At 61.8% G+C, this 15,685-nt stretch carries 12 protein-coding genes; 5 read left to right on the forward strand and 7 right to left on the reverse strand.

The genetic code is table 11. The features are described 5' to 3' along the window. Window positions 1–48 precede the first annotated feature (48 nt). Complete coding sequence (gene rfbG / locus ABIB54_RS03445; protein ID WP_354574114.1) at window positions 49–1,065, reverse strand: CDP-glucose 4,6-dehydratase; 1,017 nt, start codon at window positions 1,063–1,065, stop codon at window positions 49–51. Between the two features lie 3 nt (window positions 1,066–1,068). Continuing rightward, window positions 1,069–2,382: a lipopolysaccharide biosynthesis protein RfbH gene (gene rfbH / locus ABIB54_RS03450; protein WP_354574115.1), complete on the reverse strand. Its 1,314-nt coding sequence runs from the start codon at window positions 2,380–2,382 to the stop codon at window positions 1,069–1,071. 131 nt (window positions 2,383–2,513) lie between these two features. Here rfbH and rfbF point away from each other — a divergent pair, with 131 nt between their 5' ends. Continuing rightward, window positions 2,514–3,284 (forward strand): glucose-1-phosphate cytidylyltransferase, encoded by a 771-nt coding sequence (rfbF, locus tag ABIB54_RS03455; RefSeq protein ID WP_354574116.1) that lies wholly within the window; start codon window positions 2,514–2,516, stop codon window positions 3,282–3,284. 8 nt (window positions 3,285–3,292) lie between these two features. On the opposite strand, the gene ABIB54_RS03460 is transcribed toward rfbF, so the two are convergent. From ABIB54_RS03460 to ABIB54_RS03480, 5 genes are all read right to left on the reverse strand, one after another. Next, window positions 3,293–5,257, reverse strand: coding sequence for a glycosyltransferase family 61 protein (locus ABIB54_RS03460; protein ID WP_354574117.1), 1,965 nt, complete (start codon window positions 5,255–5,257; stop codon window positions 3,293–3,295). A 266-nt stretch (window positions 5,258–5,523) separates the two neighbouring features. Next, window positions 5,524–7,365 carry a glycosyltransferase family 61 protein gene (locus tag ABIB54_RS03465; RefSeq protein WP_354574118.1) on the reverse strand — a complete coding sequence of 614 codons (1,842 nt, stop codon included), beginning with the start codon at window positions 7,363–7,365 and terminating at the stop codon, window positions 5,524–5,526. Further along, window positions 7,362–7,964 (reverse strand): acyltransferase, encoded by a 603-nt coding sequence (locus ABIB54_RS03470; RefSeq protein ID WP_354574119.1) that lies wholly within the window; start codon window positions 7,962–7,964, stop codon window positions 7,362–7,364. The genes ABIB54_RS03465 and ABIB54_RS03470 overlap by 4 nt, the downstream gene beginning before the upstream one ends. Further along, window positions 7,961–9,004 carry a glycosyltransferase family 2 protein gene (locus ABIB54_RS03475; RefSeq protein ID WP_354574120.1) on the reverse strand — a complete coding sequence of 348 codons (1,044 nt, stop codon included), beginning with the start codon at window positions 9,002–9,004 and terminating at the stop codon, window positions 7,961–7,963. Before ABIB54_RS03475 ends, ABIB54_RS03470 begins: the two co-directional genes overlap by 4 nt. Further along, window positions 9,004–10,443, reverse strand: a complete 1,440-nt coding sequence (locus ABIB54_RS03480) for a hypothetical protein (RefSeq protein ID WP_354574121.1) — start codon at window positions 10,441–10,443, stop codon at window positions 9,004–9,006. Before ABIB54_RS03480 ends, ABIB54_RS03475 begins: the two co-directional genes overlap by 1 nt. Window positions 10,444–10,563: 120 nt before the next feature. Between ABIB54_RS03480 and ABIB54_RS03485 the strand changes: the two genes are divergently transcribed. From ABIB54_RS03485 to ABIB54_RS03500, 4 genes are all read left to right on the forward strand, one after another. Then, window positions 10,564–10,974: a sugar 3,4-ketoisomerase gene (locus ABIB54_RS03485; RefSeq protein WP_354574122.1), complete on the forward strand. Its 411-nt coding sequence runs from the start codon at window positions 10,564–10,566 to the stop codon at window positions 10,972–10,974. Continuing rightward, window positions 10,971–12,107 (forward strand): DegT/DnrJ/EryC1/StrS family aminotransferase, encoded by a 1,137-nt coding sequence (locus tag ABIB54_RS03490; protein ID WP_354574123.1) that lies wholly within the window; start codon window positions 10,971–10,973, stop codon window positions 12,105–12,107. The genes ABIB54_RS03485 and ABIB54_RS03490 overlap by 4 nt, the downstream gene beginning before the upstream one ends. A 92-nt stretch (window positions 12,108–12,199) precedes the next feature. Further along, a complete protein-coding gene (locus tag ABIB54_RS03495; RefSeq protein WP_354574124.1) occupies window positions 12,200–14,683 on the forward strand; it encodes a glycosyltransferase in 2,484 nt (827 codons plus the stop codon). Next, window positions 14,680–15,657: a glycosyltransferase family 2 protein gene (locus ABIB54_RS03500; protein WP_354574125.1), complete on the forward strand. Its 978-nt coding sequence runs from the start codon at window positions 14,680–14,682 to the stop codon at window positions 15,655–15,657. Before ABIB54_RS03495 ends, ABIB54_RS03500 begins: the two co-directional genes overlap by 4 nt. Window positions 15,658–15,685 lie beyond the last annotated feature (28 nt).

Here is a 15,685-nt window from a genome sequence, read left to right on the forward strand (position 1 = left end):
GACCAACGGCTCGATGGAGCCCAGACGCGGGGCCGCGCCGGGATCGTTTCAGTGCAATTCGCCAAACGCGCGGATTTGGGCAGCCGAGACGTCACGTGCGTCATGCCCGTCCGCCACCGCGCGGTACCAGTCGATCGTCCACTCGACACTTCGGGGAAAGAGAAGTCGATTCGACCACCCGAGCTGTTGAATCGCCTTCGCAGAGTCGAGCGCGAGGAGGTTCGCCTCGTGCAAGTACTCACCGCCGGGTGCGTTCCAACTCGCCCCGTCGCCCCACAGTCGGGCGGTGATGTCAGCGACCTCGCCGACCGGAACGAAGCTCTCGTCGCCTGGCCCGAAGTTCCACTCGCCTCTGCCTGAACCCGCGAGGAGCGCGTCACTGAGCGCGAGATAGCCGTTGAGACAGTCCAATACGTGCTGCCACGGCCGAACTGCGAGTGGGTAACGCAGCGATGCCGGATCCCCTTGCGAGTAAGAGTTCAACAGGTCGGGCAGTAGTCGATCTGGGCTGACGTCGCCGCCGCCGATGACGTTTCCTGCCCGAGCGATCGCTGTCGGAACGCCGGGAAAACTCTTCACCCAGGACTGGGTGAGGAGGTCTGCCATCGCCTTCGATGAGCTGTACGGGTCATCACCGCCGAGCGGATCGGACTCGCGGTATCCCGCACGTTGATCGACATTTCGGTAGACCTTGTCGGTGGTGATGATCACCTGTGCTGCGACCGAGGGGGTCATCGAGACGGCCTCGAGCACGTTGAAGGTCCCCATGACGTTGGTCTCGAATGTCTCGCGCGGATTCAAGTACGAACGTCTCACTAGCGGCTGCGCGGCAAGATGAAGGACAACGTCTGGAGCGATCTCTCGGATCGCTGCAGTGGTGGCGGGGGCATCGCGAATGTCCACTCGCCGATCCGCCTCGATCAATTCGGTCAGTCGAGCCGTCTCGAATAGCGACCCTTCGAGAGGTTCGAGTGCAAGTCCGGACACCGTGTGCCCGCGAGACCGGAGTAGGAGAACGAGCCATGCCCCCTTGAAACCGGTATGTCCGGTGACGAGATAGTGCACGGTCTACCTGGCGGCGTTCTCTACGAACTCGATGATCGAATCGGCGATGTAGTCGAGCATCGGAGCTGTGAGCCCGGGATAGACGCCCACCCAGAAGGTGCGGTTCATCACGATGTCGGTGTTGGTGAGATCTCCCACGACCCGGAAGTCCACATTGCGATAGGCCGGCTGCTTGGTGAGATTGCCGGCGAACAGCAGGCGGGTGCCGATCTTCCGGTCATCCAGGAAGCGCATGAGAGCATTGCGGTCGACTGGATGCTCGGGATCGAGGGTGATAGGGAAGCCGAACCACGACGGATCCGATTTCGGCGTAGCGAACGGAAGAATCAGGCCGTCTACACCGGTGAACCGTTCGTGAAGGTGGGTGAAATTCTTCTTTCGTGCGTCGACGAAACGATCGATCTTGGTCAATTGCGAGGATCCGAGTGCGGCCTGCATATCGGTTGCCTTGAGGTTGTATCCGATGTGACTGTAAATGTACTTGTGGTCGTAGCCGACGGGCAGATCCCCGAGCTGCCATTCGAAGCGCTTGAAGCACGTGTTGTCGTGGCCGGTCTCGCAATAGCAGTCCCGACCCCAGTCGCGGAATGATTCGACCTGCTTACGCACGAGAGGCGACTTCACGAAGACCGCTCCGCCCTCGCCGGTGGTGATGTGGTGAGCAGGGTAGAAGCTGAGCGTGGCGGTGTCGCCGAAACTACCGGTTCGTTTGCCGTCGTAGGTCGATCCGAGCGCGTCGCACGAATCTTCGACCAGCCAGAGGTCGTGTTCGCGGCACAACTCTTGTACCGTGTCGAGGTCGAACGGGTTGCCGAGTGTGTGGGCCATCATGATGGCGCGCGTCTTCGGGCTGACCGCTTCGCGCAATCGCTCCGAGATCGCGTCATAGGTACCCAGCTCGACGTCGACGACCACAGGGCGAAGTCCGTTCTGGATGATCGGGTTCACGGTTGTGGGAAAGCCTGCAGCGACGGTGAGGACCTCGTCGCCCGGCTTGAGTGCCCGTGCACCGAGCTTGGGACTCGTCAGGCCGCTTAGCGCGACGAGATTCGCACTCGATCCGCTATTCACGAACATCGCGCTGCGACTGCCGACGTAACGGGCGAGTTCGCGCTCGAATTGCGTGTGGAATCGACCGGCCGTGAGCCAGCCGTCGAGCGACGCATCCACTAGGGCCTCGAAGTCCTCTGGCCCCAGCACCTTGCCCGAGACGGGAACGGAAGTCTCTCCTGGGACGAATTCGGCTTTTGCGAGTGCCTTTTCGGCGTAGGCCCGAACCTGGTCGAGGATCTGCTGGCGTTCTAGGTCTTCAGCCACGATGTATGTGCTCCGTAAAAATGTAGTCCGACCAACCATTCTAGGAGGAGTCAAGCAGGCCTAAGGCTAGGGTTGTCTGTCGGTGGGTCCGCCACGGAGCGGCCCGTCCCCCCAGTACGACAGGAAATCACATGAAGGCAGTACTACTTGCCGGTGGGCTCGGAACGCGCATGCGTGAAGAAACTGAGTTCAGGCCGAAGCCGATGGTCGAAATCGGCGGCAGGCCCGTCCTCTGGCACATCATGAAGGTTCTCAGCCAGCAGGGCATCAAGGACTTCGTGATCTGCACCGGCTACAAGAGCGAGATCATCAAGAACTATTTCACCAACTACGGCGCGGTGAACCAAGACTTCACCGTGACCCTCGGCGACCAGGCCGGAATCACGTACCACGGTGCGCACGACGAGTTCGACTGGACCGTCACCGTCGCCGACACCGGTCCGAACGCTCCAACCGGCAGCCGGATCAAGCAGATCGAGAAGTATGTCAAGGGTGAGCGTTTCCTCTGCACGTACGGAGACGGCCTCGCCGATATCGACCTCAAAGCGCTCACCGAATATCACGAGTCGCACGGCAAGATCGCGACGATGACGTCGATTCAGCCGCTGAGCCGCTTCGGAGTTCTCGATCTCGAACCGGACGGTGCGGTTAAGCAGTTCAAGGAGAAGCCGCAGGTTGAAGGCTGGATCAACATCGGGTATTTTCTCTTCGAGCCAAAGATCTTCGATTACCTCGACGACGACTCAATGCTCGAAGAGAAGCCGTTGAAAAGTCTGGCTGCCGATGCGCAGATCGCCGCGCATCCCCATGATGGGTTTTGGCAGCCGATGGACACCTATCGCGAGTCAAAGATGCTCAACGACCTCTGGGATTCCGGCGACGCACCGTGGAAGACCTGGTAGCTGCCAGTTCAGCGCCTTGTGCGCGACCACGGGGAGTGGGCGCGAAATGCCCCGAGGTGTCGGGTCCTTTGTCCCCCGTCCCTCTGCTTTCCGGCCAGAGTGGGCTGGCTGTCGATTGAGTCCGGCTCTTCCAGGGCACGCCCCAGCACCGACCTGAAAGTGTTTGGATCAACAGTGAAATCAGAGTGCAACCAGTTGTTCCGGGTGCCGCTCTCCGCCAAGGGCCTCACCGGTGGCCCAGAGAGGTAGCTGAAGTGGACCCCTGCTACTGCGGCGATCGCGGCCGGCAAAATGAAATCGGTAAGCGCATCTGAGGTGAGCGCAATGATCGTGCTGCCCGGGGACATCATGAGATAATTGGCCATAACTGCGCCGCTGGCACCCACGAGCAACGACGCGTGAGAAAAGACCTGAAGTTGCTCTTCGAAAGACATCGATCCTGGCTCGTGAGTCTCAAATCCGAGTTCAACTGCAATGTCGGCGAGATGTTGTTCGTTGATCAGGCCCCGATGGCCAGACCTGCGACTAAGGAAGATTCTCCGGCTCGGCGTTTGCGGTGAAGAGTTGTCTAGCGCCCATGCCGCACGCATGGCTCGTAGTGGCGCCGGATTGAGGCTCAGGCCCTCGCGCCAGGGTGTTCTGGTCGTATCGAGAATTTGCACCGGAGGAGCGACCAGGTGAAGCGTGTTTACAAGTTGAGCCACCTCCGGATCGATCACCAGGACGGGACGGGCGGTGAGGCTGCGAAGGGCCGCAAGTCCGTTCACAGGCGTGCGATTTGTGACAAGGAGCGGGACCGTCGAATCGATCGACGGGTCGATCTGCATAACTCGAGGCAAGTACTCGATCATCCAGTGAAACCAGTTGGAATCGTTCCGACCGCTGAGCAAGATTCCTTCATCGATCGACTCGACGGAGCTGGGTTTGAGTTCCACCAACGCGGCTTCCGGATGGGTGGGAGAGCCATACACGCTGTCCCACTGCCCGGCGACAAAATCTCGGCGGGGGTCGGCGGCCTCCTCATACAACACGAGGGCGTTGTCGGCAAGCACAGTGCCGCCGCTCTGAACACGCGCATCGCGCAGTCGTATCCATCGGGTGTCCGGGACCGGAAGCATCCGTTCTCCGGGCACGGCTCGATGAACTGCTCCGACCTTTCGGAGCAGAGGAATGGGAATCGAGTGCTTAACGATCACGCGTGAGCTCTCAGCAACGGCATCCACCCGCATGGGCGTGTAGTCCGAATGGAACGCTCCATCGGCCCCGTGTGCAGCCAGAGCGAATCGATCCGACCATCGGGCCTGCGACGGGAAGAGCGTCAGGAGTTCGGCGACGATAGGGGCGAGGAACCGCGCGAAACGCGACTCGACAAGTTCGAGCATTTCGGCGGGGAAGAGATGGGCGAGCGTGCTGAGCCAGGTACTGGGATTGTCGTCGATTCCCAATGACGATTGCACGATGGAGTCAATGTATCCGTGGGAGTACTCGAACAGGTCGAGAGGACCATCGTCTATCAAGTGGGGGAAGAACCTCGCTTGATAGAGGGCGTCAGAGTTCGAGAGGGGAAGGAGGTGCGAATCGCCATAAGCGTCCGCGATGGAGAAGTCGAATGGCGGAAGGGATCGCGGGCCTAGCGCGGTTACTCGGAACCCAGCAGGGGGGAGATTCCTGCTGCGCCGGAACTCAACCCGAACGTAGCGTTCAATTTTTATGCGATAGCCAGGGTTCAACTTTCGAAGGTGGGTCATCCGAATCCGATAGCCATTTTTTGAAAGGAGCCAACCCTCGATCGTGACCAATTGGACGTCTGATGCCGTGTGGCGCGAACGAACTCTTTTGTCCAGATGTCGAAGGAGGTCTGCCGAGCGCCGCAGATGCTTCTCATCGTTGTCAAGCCAGTAAAGGTGGATCGCAGCGACGACGGCCGTTTCGAATGCGGCGTACTTGGAGCCGCCTCGCGCAAAACGAATCACGGGACCGCGTCGGCAAGGACCATAGCCGAAATTGCCATCGCTCCGTCATCTCCCCACCGGCCGATACGCGACTGTCCCGGCTTTGACCTGATATCAAGGATCCTGAGACTTGCCTTGATCGAGGATAGTGGTGGAAAACTCATTTGACTCGCCGTTTCGCAAGGTGTCTCGATGTATCCCGGCGGCCAGGCCGCAACGAAGAACTGACCGTCGGGCTGCGTTGTGAACTGCCCACCACGCTTCGGGCGAGGCCCGCCTACAGATGCTTAATGATCTGTCAGAGCTGCGGAGAACGTTGCGGGCTCGATCGAGAAGTCCGAGTGCATCCAGTCGTTCCGCGTCTTACTTTCAGAGAGTGTCACGTTGGTCGGCCCGGAGACATACGTGAAACCAACGCCAGCGACCGCGGCGATTGCTGCGGGGAGCACGAATTCGGTGAGCGCTTCAGAAGTCAGGGCGATCACCCTGGAGCCCCTGCTCATCATCAAGTAGTTTGCCATTACTGCCCCGCTCGCTCCGGCGACCAGGGACGAGGAGGAGAACAACTCGAGTTGGTCTTCGAACGTCATGGTTCCTGGCTCGACGATCTCGAGCCCGTTCGCGACCGCGAGATCCACGAGTTCCGCCTCGTTGAGCAGGCCGCGGTGAGCGGACTTACGGCTGAGGAAGATTTTGCGACCCCCGATGATCGGCTCGTTGGTGAGACCCCAGGCTGAGCGCAGAAGACGAAGTGGCTCCGGGTTGAGGCTGAGCCCCTCGCTCCAGGGCACCCGAGTGGTATCCAGAACCTGGACCGGCGGAGCGACCACATGGAGCGTTTCGACACGTTGAAGCCGACCGGGATCGATGGAGACGAGAGGACGATCGGTGATCGCTCGAAGTGCTGCAAGGCCCGATGCTGGAGTTCGAGGCGTGATTAGGAGGGGGATGTCTGGCGAGATCTCCGGATCAATCATCAACACGCGAGGCAGGTACTCGATCAGCCAGTGATACCAGTTAGCGTCACTTCGTCCGGCCAGCAGGATTCCTTCGGGGATGATGTCGCCCGCCAGCTCCTTGAGGTTTACGAGCGCAGCCTCGGGATGGGCTTGGGAGCCGAACACCGAGTCCCACTGTCCCGCAACGAAATCGTTTTGGGGATCAGACGCCGATTCGTAGAGCACGAGAGATTCGCCCACAAGGACGGTTCCGCCATCCTGTACCGAGGCGTTCTCGAGCCGCAACCAGTCGGTAGAGGGGATTCTCAAATTGACCGGTCCCGGCACGGCTCGGTGAATGCGCCGCGACTCGTCGAATACGGGAAGAGCAACGCCATCTCCCGACTTCTCCTCGATCAGCGCTGGAGGGCGATCAACTCGTACCAATCGAAAATCGGAGTGAAAACGCCCTGCAGCTCCCCGGCCGGTCAAATTGAAGCGATCGGCCCAGCGGGCCTCCGAAGAGAACACCCCGAGGAGATCGGCGAAAGTCTCGCGCCAGGGCTCCCCCTGCGGTGCGTCGACGACGGTCAGCAACTCCGTCGGCACCCGGTGGGCAAGAACGCCGAGCCAGGTTGATCGATCGCCGTCGATCGGCCAGGGCGACTGACGGATCGAGTCGAGATATCCGAGCGGCTGATCGGGAGACTGTTGGCCGTCATCGTCGATCAGGTGCGGATAAAAGCTGGCCTGGAAGGCCGCGTCCGAGTTGGAGGTCGGCAGAAGGTAGGTCCGGCCTGACGAGTCGCTAACGCGGAAATCAAAGAGCGGCGACTCGACAGCACTTCTCGCATTGATGATGAAACCCGCGGGGGTCGGCCGCTGGTCCCGCTTGTCGATCTCCGGTCGCCGGTATCGCTTGACATGAATCGTGTAGTCGGGGTTGAGCGCTCGGAGCCGCCTCGACCGGATTCGGAAACCGCTGTTCGAGAGCATCCAGCCCGTGAGGGAAACGGTGCGCACGGGCGAGATCACATGCTGGTCATGGGTCTCGGCGCTGATCGAGGCGAGCAGCTGCGCGGCGAACTCGAGGTAGCGCTCGTCGTATTCCAGAGCGAAAGCATGAACAGCTTCGATGAACTTCTTCTCGAATGCTCGATAGGCACGAGTCTGCGAGGTGAACGAGCTCATGGGTGAAGTCGCACGAGTCGGGTGCCGTTCTCGGTTTCGTGGTAGCGCTCCGCGGTTGTGGGACACACCCAGTCCGTGCCTTCCTTGCGAAGTGGAAGTCCCGACCGACCTACCCAGCCGAGCCGTCGCGCGGGTACTCCTCCGACGACGGCATAGTCGGGCACGTCGGTCGTCACGACGGCCCCGGCAGCGACCGTCGCCCATTCTCCGATGCGAACCGGGGCGACGCAGATGGCACCAGCGCCAATGGCCGCGCCGTATTCGACCGTGACGCCGACGGCATCCCAGTCCTCTGCGCCCTTGTGCACTCCGCCTGGGGTAATGGCCCGAGGATGGCGATCGTTAGTGAAGACGACTCGCGGCCCGATGAACACACCATCGCCGATGACGGCCGGTTCATAGAGCAGCGCTGCGTTTTGGATCTTGCAATCGCGGCCGATGGTCGTCCCAGGCCCGACATAGGCATATTGGCCGATGGATGTGCGCGCGCCGATGATCGCGAACTCGCGGACGTGGGTTCCCGCCCAGATCGTCACACCGTCGCCCAGACGTGCCCGGGGATCGATGGACGCAGTCGGATCTATGGGCATTGCGGTCATTCCCTTGGTCTGCGTGCGGCTAAACGATCGATTGAACCGGCGGTGGCTAGCGCCCGGCCCACCTCGTCGAGATTCTCATGGTCGGCCGCGAGCGACAGCCGACCGAGGGCCGAGAGGTCCAGGCCCAACCGCGCGAGGCGGTTCTCGCCGTCGGATTCGCCCGCTGCCCCGAACAAGTATGCCAAGCCGCGCCTGAGGACGAGTTTGTCGGAATGGGCGAGCTCGATGAGGGCGACTTGTTCATCGTGCCTCAACGCACCGAAACGGTCGAGGTCGAGATCGCGGGCGGATGCCAGACGAGTGAGTGTTTCGGCCGATGCCGTCTCCACAAACCGGGTGCGAATCGACTCCCGCTCCGCCACGAGGCGACGCTGTTTCGGACCGTCGATTCCGACATACTCCCGGGACAGGTTCGAGCTGTGTTTTCGGTACTCGACGACGGGATCGGCCAGCGACACGAAACTTCCGCTTGCGGCGAGGTCCAGCCAGAGCGCGTAGTCCTGCAGGAGATCGAGCCCGGCGCGGAATCCACCGAACCGAACATAGTCGGCCCGCCGCACCGCAGCCGAAGGCGCACAGATGAAATTCGCCTCGAAGAAGAGGAACGCGAGCGGGTCGGCCGCATCCCGCCCGATGAGGAACTCTGCCGCCAGCTCGTCGGGCAAACGGCGGCCGGTTGCACTGATCACGTAGGGAAGACTGTAAACGAGTGAGACAGCGGGGTCGTCGAAGGCGGCCAGCTGGGCAGGCACACGCCCGGGAAGCGAGCGGTCGTCGCCGCCCTGGATCACGAGAATGTCAGCCGTGGAACGTGCAACAGCGATGTTGTACGACCGCGAGACACCCTGCTGGATATCATTTCGAATCGAGACAAGGTGAGGGATGTCGAGCCCTGCCATCACCAGCGGGGTGTTGTCGCTCGAACAGTCGTCGATCACGATGACCTCGTCGACCTGGTCCGCAATGCTCTCCACGGCTTCCGCGATGAAACCGTCTTGGTTGAAGGTGGCGATGATCGCCGCCGAGCGCGGTGCACTCATCAGAATTTCTCCGCGTGGTTGTCGCCGAACACTCTGATTTCGACGGAGAGGAAGGTTGCGACGAGCCCTGCGAGCGGCTCGCGACAGATTATTTGGTCCCGGGACTTCAGGGCGGGGAGCCATGGAGTGAGCCCGGAGGCTCCGACGACACAGACGAGCGCGCCGGCCGCAATCATCTGCTTTACCCCGGCGTCGACGAGCCGAAAGGCGAGCTCGTCGTCGGTGAAAACGAAAGCCGAGCGGGCGCCATCCTCGCTCGGCCCGGGTTGCCAGGCGTCGTAGCTGCGCGCTGCGGGTGGATATTCACGAAGGACCTCGGCGCTCTCGACACGCACCTGTCGACCGAAAGGAAGTATGTGCAGGCCGTCGATTCCGGAGTTGGCGACGATATCGACGAGGGACTCCTCCTGCGCGAAGGTGTATGGCGCAATCGCCGAACCCGGCGGAAGCGCCGACACCAGGGCGGCAAGCCGCGAATGCTCGAAATCCCCTTCCAGATTGAGCAGTCGCACCGCCTTCGTGGTCTCACCGGCACGGAGGCTGAGAATTTCCGTCGGCAGCCGCACAATCGTGGAGTCGGGGCTGAGCACCAGACTGGGCCTCGACCAGAGCACGCGCTTGTCGGCGCCGAGGAATGATCCTGGCACCACCGTGAACATCGATGCTTTTGTCGGCTCTTTGGAGGCCTCGAGCACTGCCCAAGTCTCGATAGACGCGAGTCGAGAGCGAGCGCCGGTGGTGCCGAGCAGAAATGCACCCCCGGTGAGCCTCGCGACCTGCTGCGACTGTGAGTCGGTGTCGACGAGCTGAAGGCGGGCGTGAACCCAGCTAGAGACGAGGTGCCCGGCGACGATCTGTAGCAGCGGATTCGTCACGCCGTCCCACGGGCCGTCGACCATGAACTTGCGGCAGTCTACGTAGGGGCCGGGGTCAGCGAGCCAATCATCCGAATCAGTGAGGTAGTGGTCGACGACATTCTTGCGAGGCACCCCTGGCATCCAGGCAGCGAGAAACTCTGTGTCAATAAGCGGATGTGGCGCTCGGCCCTCGGCTCGGCCATGAACCTGATAATGCAGCCACGGAACTATGCCAGCGCTTGCGACATCCGGGTTCGCCAGGGCATAGAACGCTTGGGAGAACAACGGATGCACAGTGACGGGGGTGCCATTCGAGGTTCCGCGCACGCGATCGAGCGCGCTTCGGGCGCTATCCGCGCCGCCGCCGCGGATCGACCCCGCGACGAGGAATCCGATCGGAAATCGGTCGAGGCCGTGTTCAGTGGCGATCGCCAGTAGCTGATCCGTGCGGATGTGCGGGTAGGAGCTCGCAAGTTCGACCCTCAGCGCCGAGAGACATGTGAGCTCGGCCTCGACGCTCACCAGCGGCAGAGGCTTGCGGACTCGACCTTTGGTAAGAAGGTTGATGAATCGAGAGTTCACAGGCTTCCCTACCTCACCTTAAAGCGACGACCGGAGTCACTCGGCACCGAACATCTTAGAGGCTGGCTCCCTGCGTGGCTGGTTGCCGGGGCCGAGAGCCCGCACTGTTACAGTTTTGCCATGACTAATTGGGATACCCCGGGCCTCGTCGATATCCCAGCAGTGAGAGATCACCTCGGCGCGCTCGGTGTCGTCGAGAAGGATCTCCCGTTTCCCTTTCCAATCAAGCGCGTCTACTTCCTCTATGGCGTTCCGGCAGACGCTGTGCGTGGATCCCACGCTCACAAGGCGCTCAATCAGCTCATCATCGCCGTATCGGGGAGCTTCGTAGTCGAGCTCGACAACGGTACGGAAAAGACCAGCTACGACTTACACAGCCCGGACAAAGGCCTGCGCGTGCCGCCGGGCTACTGGAGAACGCTGAGCAATTTCTCCAGTGGAGCCGCCGCCCTGGTCTTCGCGTCCGAAGAGTACGACCCGACCGACTACATCCGCGACTATGAGGAGTTCGTGTCCTGGAGCCAGAAGTGACGAAGATCGTTCCGTTCTTCGACCTCGGCCAGGCAATCCGGCCCGAGCGAGAGGCACTGCATCTCGCGCTCGACGAAGTTATCGACTCCGGGTACTTCATCGGCGGGGCGCTCACTGGCCGTTTCGAGACCGAGTTCGCGAAGTTCGTCGGCGCCGAGCATTGCGTCGGCACCGGCAACGGGCTCGACGCTATTCGCCTCATTCTCGAGGCCTACGACATCGGAGACGGCGACGAGGTCATCGTTCCGGCTTTTACTTTCTACGCCACCTGGCTCGGAGTTACTCAGACAGGAGCCACCCCGGTTCCGGTCGAAGTGTGCGGATCGTCGGCGAACATAGACGCATCGGACATCGAGCGAGCTATCACCCCACGCACAAAAGCGATCATCGCCGTGCACCTGTACGGGCAGGCTGCCGATCTGCGGGCGGTACGCGCGGTGGCTGACGCCCACGGTCTCGTCGTCGTCGAGGACGCAGCCCAGAGCCACGGCGCGATGTCGACGGCCGGGATGACCGGATCCGCGGGGCATGCCGCAGCATTCTCTTTCTATCCGACGAAGAATCTCGGAGCACTCGGAGACGCCGGTGCCGTCACCACGTCCGACCCGGAGATCGCTCGTCGCGTATCGAGCAGGCGTTCCTACGGCCAGGGCGCTTCCAAGTACGACCACGTGGACACCGGCTGGAACTCCCGGCTGGACCCATTGCAGGCCGCATTCCTCTCCCAGCACCTGGTGAAACTCGATGGATGGACAGAACGCCGTCGCTCAATCGCATCGAGCTATCTCGCCGCCCTCGGGCCCGATCGTGCCGCGGGAGTCGTCGGACCCGCAGATGTAGCGGCCAGCGTCTGGCATCACTTCGTCCTTCGAGCGGAGGTCAGGCCAGAACTCCAGGCCTTCCTGTCTGATCATGGAGTGACTACAGACGTGCACTATCCGTACTCAGTCCACGAGCTCGCGCCGATGCGGACGCTCATGTCGGAGGACTCGTTGTCGCGGTCATTCCCGGTTGCCGAGGCGTTGTCCCGACAGGTCACGAGCCTGCCGATGGGGCCGTGGATGACCGATGCGCAGGTTGCGCAGGTCGCGGCCGCGCTACACGAGGTACCCGCTTCCCTTCTGGCCCACTAGCGAGTCGATAGCAGCGCCCGCGACGTGGAGCGTTGCCAAAAGAGGGCCTTGGTAGACTTTCTACGCCCTCTGCTCCCGTGAGAAAGATCTGCATGCCTAAGCTGCGACCTGGTGTCGTCTCCGTTGTCCTCGTGAATTTTCGGGGCGCCTCCGACACCATTGAAGCGATAAGGCAGCTCGGGCTGCTCGACTGGCCCCAGGAAAAGCTGGAGATCGTTGTTGTCGAAAACGGCTCCGGCGACGACAGCGCCGAGCGACTCCGTGCCGCCGCTCCGCATATCAATCTCGTCGTCTCCACGACGAACGAGGGCTTTGCGGGCGGGTGCAATATTGGGGTGAAGGCGTCGAGCGGCGAGTACATCGCTCTTCTCAACAACGATGCCAAGCCCGACAGGAGCTGGGTACGCGCCGCTGTGGCAAAGTTCGAGGAGTCGCCGCGAATCGGAGCGGTCGCGAGCAGGGTTCTTGACTGGGACGGCAAGCTCGTCGACTACATCGGCTCCGCCATGACGTGGTATGGCATGGGCTACAAGCCGCTCACTGCTGAGCCAGTGCCCTCGAAAGCGGATGTCGCACATGATGTGTTATTCGGAACGGGCTCGGCCATGTTCGTCCGCCGTTCGGTCTATGACGCTCTGGAAGGCTTCGACGAGCGGTTTTTCATGTTCTTCGAAGATGTCGACCTCGGGTGGCGTCTCAACCTGCAAGGGTGGAGGTTCGTCTACGAACCCGCTTCGCTTGCATATCACAAGCATCATGCCTCGATGGAGGGATTCGGCTCGTACAAGGAGACCTACCTCCTCGAACGGAATGCGCTCTTCACCCTGTACAAGAACATCGGCGAGGAGACCGTCGACCAGGCGTTGCCCGCCGCCATGATGCTCTCGGTGCGTCGAAACATCTCTCGTGGTGCCGTCGACTCGACCTCCTTCGACCTGCGAAAGCCCGGCGGCGATGCGGAGAAGTCCGTCGATATCTCCAAACAGGCGGTCGCAGCCCTCTTCAGCATCGACCAGTTCGTCGAGCAGTTGCCCAGTCTCGCCGACTCCCGCGCAAAGATCCAGGCCACCCGCAGCGTCTCGGAGAGCCAGATCTGGCGGCTGTTCGGGTACGCAGACGCTCCGGTCTACCAGCAAGACGACTACCTGCGTGGCTACGAGCACATCGTCACCACTTTCGATGTGTCGGAGCCTCCGGCCTCGACACGAGTGCTCATCATCACCGGCGACCCGATCGGACGAAAGCTCGCTGGTCCTGCCATCCGTGCCTGGAACATGGCGCAGCTGCTCGCACACGACCATGACGTGAAGATCGTGTCGCTCACCGGCGTCGAGCAACTCGACGCACCCTTCGGCCTCGTGCACGTCGCGCCCGGCAATAACCGTGCCTTCGACAAACTCGAGGAGTGGGCCGATGTGATCATTTTCCAGGGTCACGCAATGGCGGTCTTCGATGCCCTCCGAACCTCTCGCAAGATTCTCGTCGTGGACATCTACGACCCGATGCACCTCGAACAGCTCGAGCAGGGGCGCGAACTCCCGCCGGAACAGTGGAACCGCCAGGTGAGCGACGCGACAGGCGTGCTCAACGAGCAGATGCGGCGGGGTGACTTCTTCCTCGCGGCGTCAGACCGCCAGCGCATGTTCTGGCTCGGGCAGCTGGCCTCCCTCGGTCGAATCAACCCGTCGAACTACGACGGTGATCCGGATCTCAACGGCCTGATCGGAATCGCTCCCTTCGGTCTGTCCTCGGTGCCGCCCCGACACGAGCGCGATGTGCTCAAGGGGGTCCTTCCAGGGATCGGCGTTCAAGACAAGGTTCTGCTGTGGAGCGGGGGCCTCTACAACTGGTTCGATCCGCAGACTCTCATCCGGGCCGTCGCGCAGGTGTCCCAGAGTCACGACAATGTGCGACTGTTCTTCCAGGGCACAAAGCATCCACACCCCGGCGTTCCCGAGATGGAAATTGTCGCCGAATCCCGCTCCCTCGCCGCCGAATTGGGAGTGCTCGACAAGGCAGTCTTCTTCAACGCGTCGTGGGTGGACTACAGCGACCGCCAGAACTACCTCACCGAGGCGGATGCTGGCGTGAGCACCCACCATTCGCACATCGAGACGACCTTCTCTTTTCGCACCCGAATCCTCGACTACCTGTGGGCCGAGCTCCCGATGGTGGTGACCGCCGGCGACCACTTCGCCGAGCTGATCGAGGCCGAGAAACTCGGAATAGTGGTCGAAGCAGGTGATGTCGACGCTCTCGCCGCAGCACTCGAGCGCGTGCTCTTCGACGTGAAGTTCATCGAGGCATCGAAGCGGAACATCCGTCGCATACGTGGACGTTACTTCTGGGAGCAGGCTCTTGCGCCGCTCGTCGCCTTCGTTGCTGATCCTCACCACGCCGGGGACAACAGCGAATACGAACACGGCTCCGGGCGCGTCCGCGTACGCACGCGCCAGCGTGTGCGTGTGTCCGGACTCCGCCATGACGTCAAACTGGCGGTTTACTACCTGCGCACCAGCGGACCGCGCACTGTTCTCCGCAAGGTGTCGACCAGGCTGAAGCGCACCCGGTCGTGACCACGGGGGTCTCGGTTGCGCTTTGCACCCACAACGGGAGCGCATTCATCGCCGAGCAACTCCGCTCCATCGTGGAGCAAACGGTTCCGCCCGGAGAGATAGTCATATCGGATGACGCTTCTGGCGACGGCACCGCGCAACTCGTCCGAGAGTTCGCGGCGACAGCAGACCCTGCCATCCGCTTCGTCGTTGTCGAGAATGCCGAACCGCTAGGGGTCGCGCGCAATTTCGAGCAAGCGATTAGAACTACAACGGGTGATTTCATCGCACTCAGTGACCAGGACGACGTCTGGCATCCCGGTCGGCTCGAGGCAGTTCTCGAACGGTTTGCCGAAGGTCCTGAGCTGCTGCTCGTATCGGGAGATGCCCGGCTCGTCGACGCAGGGGGCGCTCCGCTTGGTCTGACGCTCTTCGCCGCTTTGGAAATCCGGGAGAGCGACATCGCCTCGATCAATAGCGGCCACGCACTGGATGAGCTGTTTCGCCGCAATCTCGTCACGGGAGCGACCGCGGTGATCCGACGCCGCCTTTTCGATCTCGCCGCACCGTTCCCTGCGCCGTGGGTGCACGACGAGTGGCTTGCGATGATAGCGGCGGCAACCGGCGAGATCGGCGTGCTTGCGCAGCAGCTCACCGATTACAGGCAGCATGGAAGCAATCAGATCGGCGCGGAGAAGCTCGGCCTGCGCGCAAAATTCGGCAGACTCCGCGAACCCAGGCTTGGCCGCAACGAATATCTCCTCGACCGTGCGAGTGTGCTTCTGGACCGTTTGGAAGACCTCGGGGATGCCGTGGACCCTCGCGTGGTCATCCGGACCCGTGAGAAGGTCGCCCACCAGCAAGTGAGAGCAGACCTCCCGACTTCGTACGTTGGCCGGATCCGACCCGTGTTGCGCGAGGCGGCAAGAGGGCGTTACGCGCTATACAGCCGCGGGTGGCTCGATGTCGCGCGCGATCTTCTGCAGCCAGCCTGACGCATCAATATCGGCCTGACGGTCGGGG

It is taken from the genome of Frigoribacterium sp. UYMn621 (assembly GCF_040549525.1).
GTDB lineage: Bacteria > Actinomycetota > Actinomycetes > Actinomycetales > Microbacteriaceae > Lacisediminihabitans.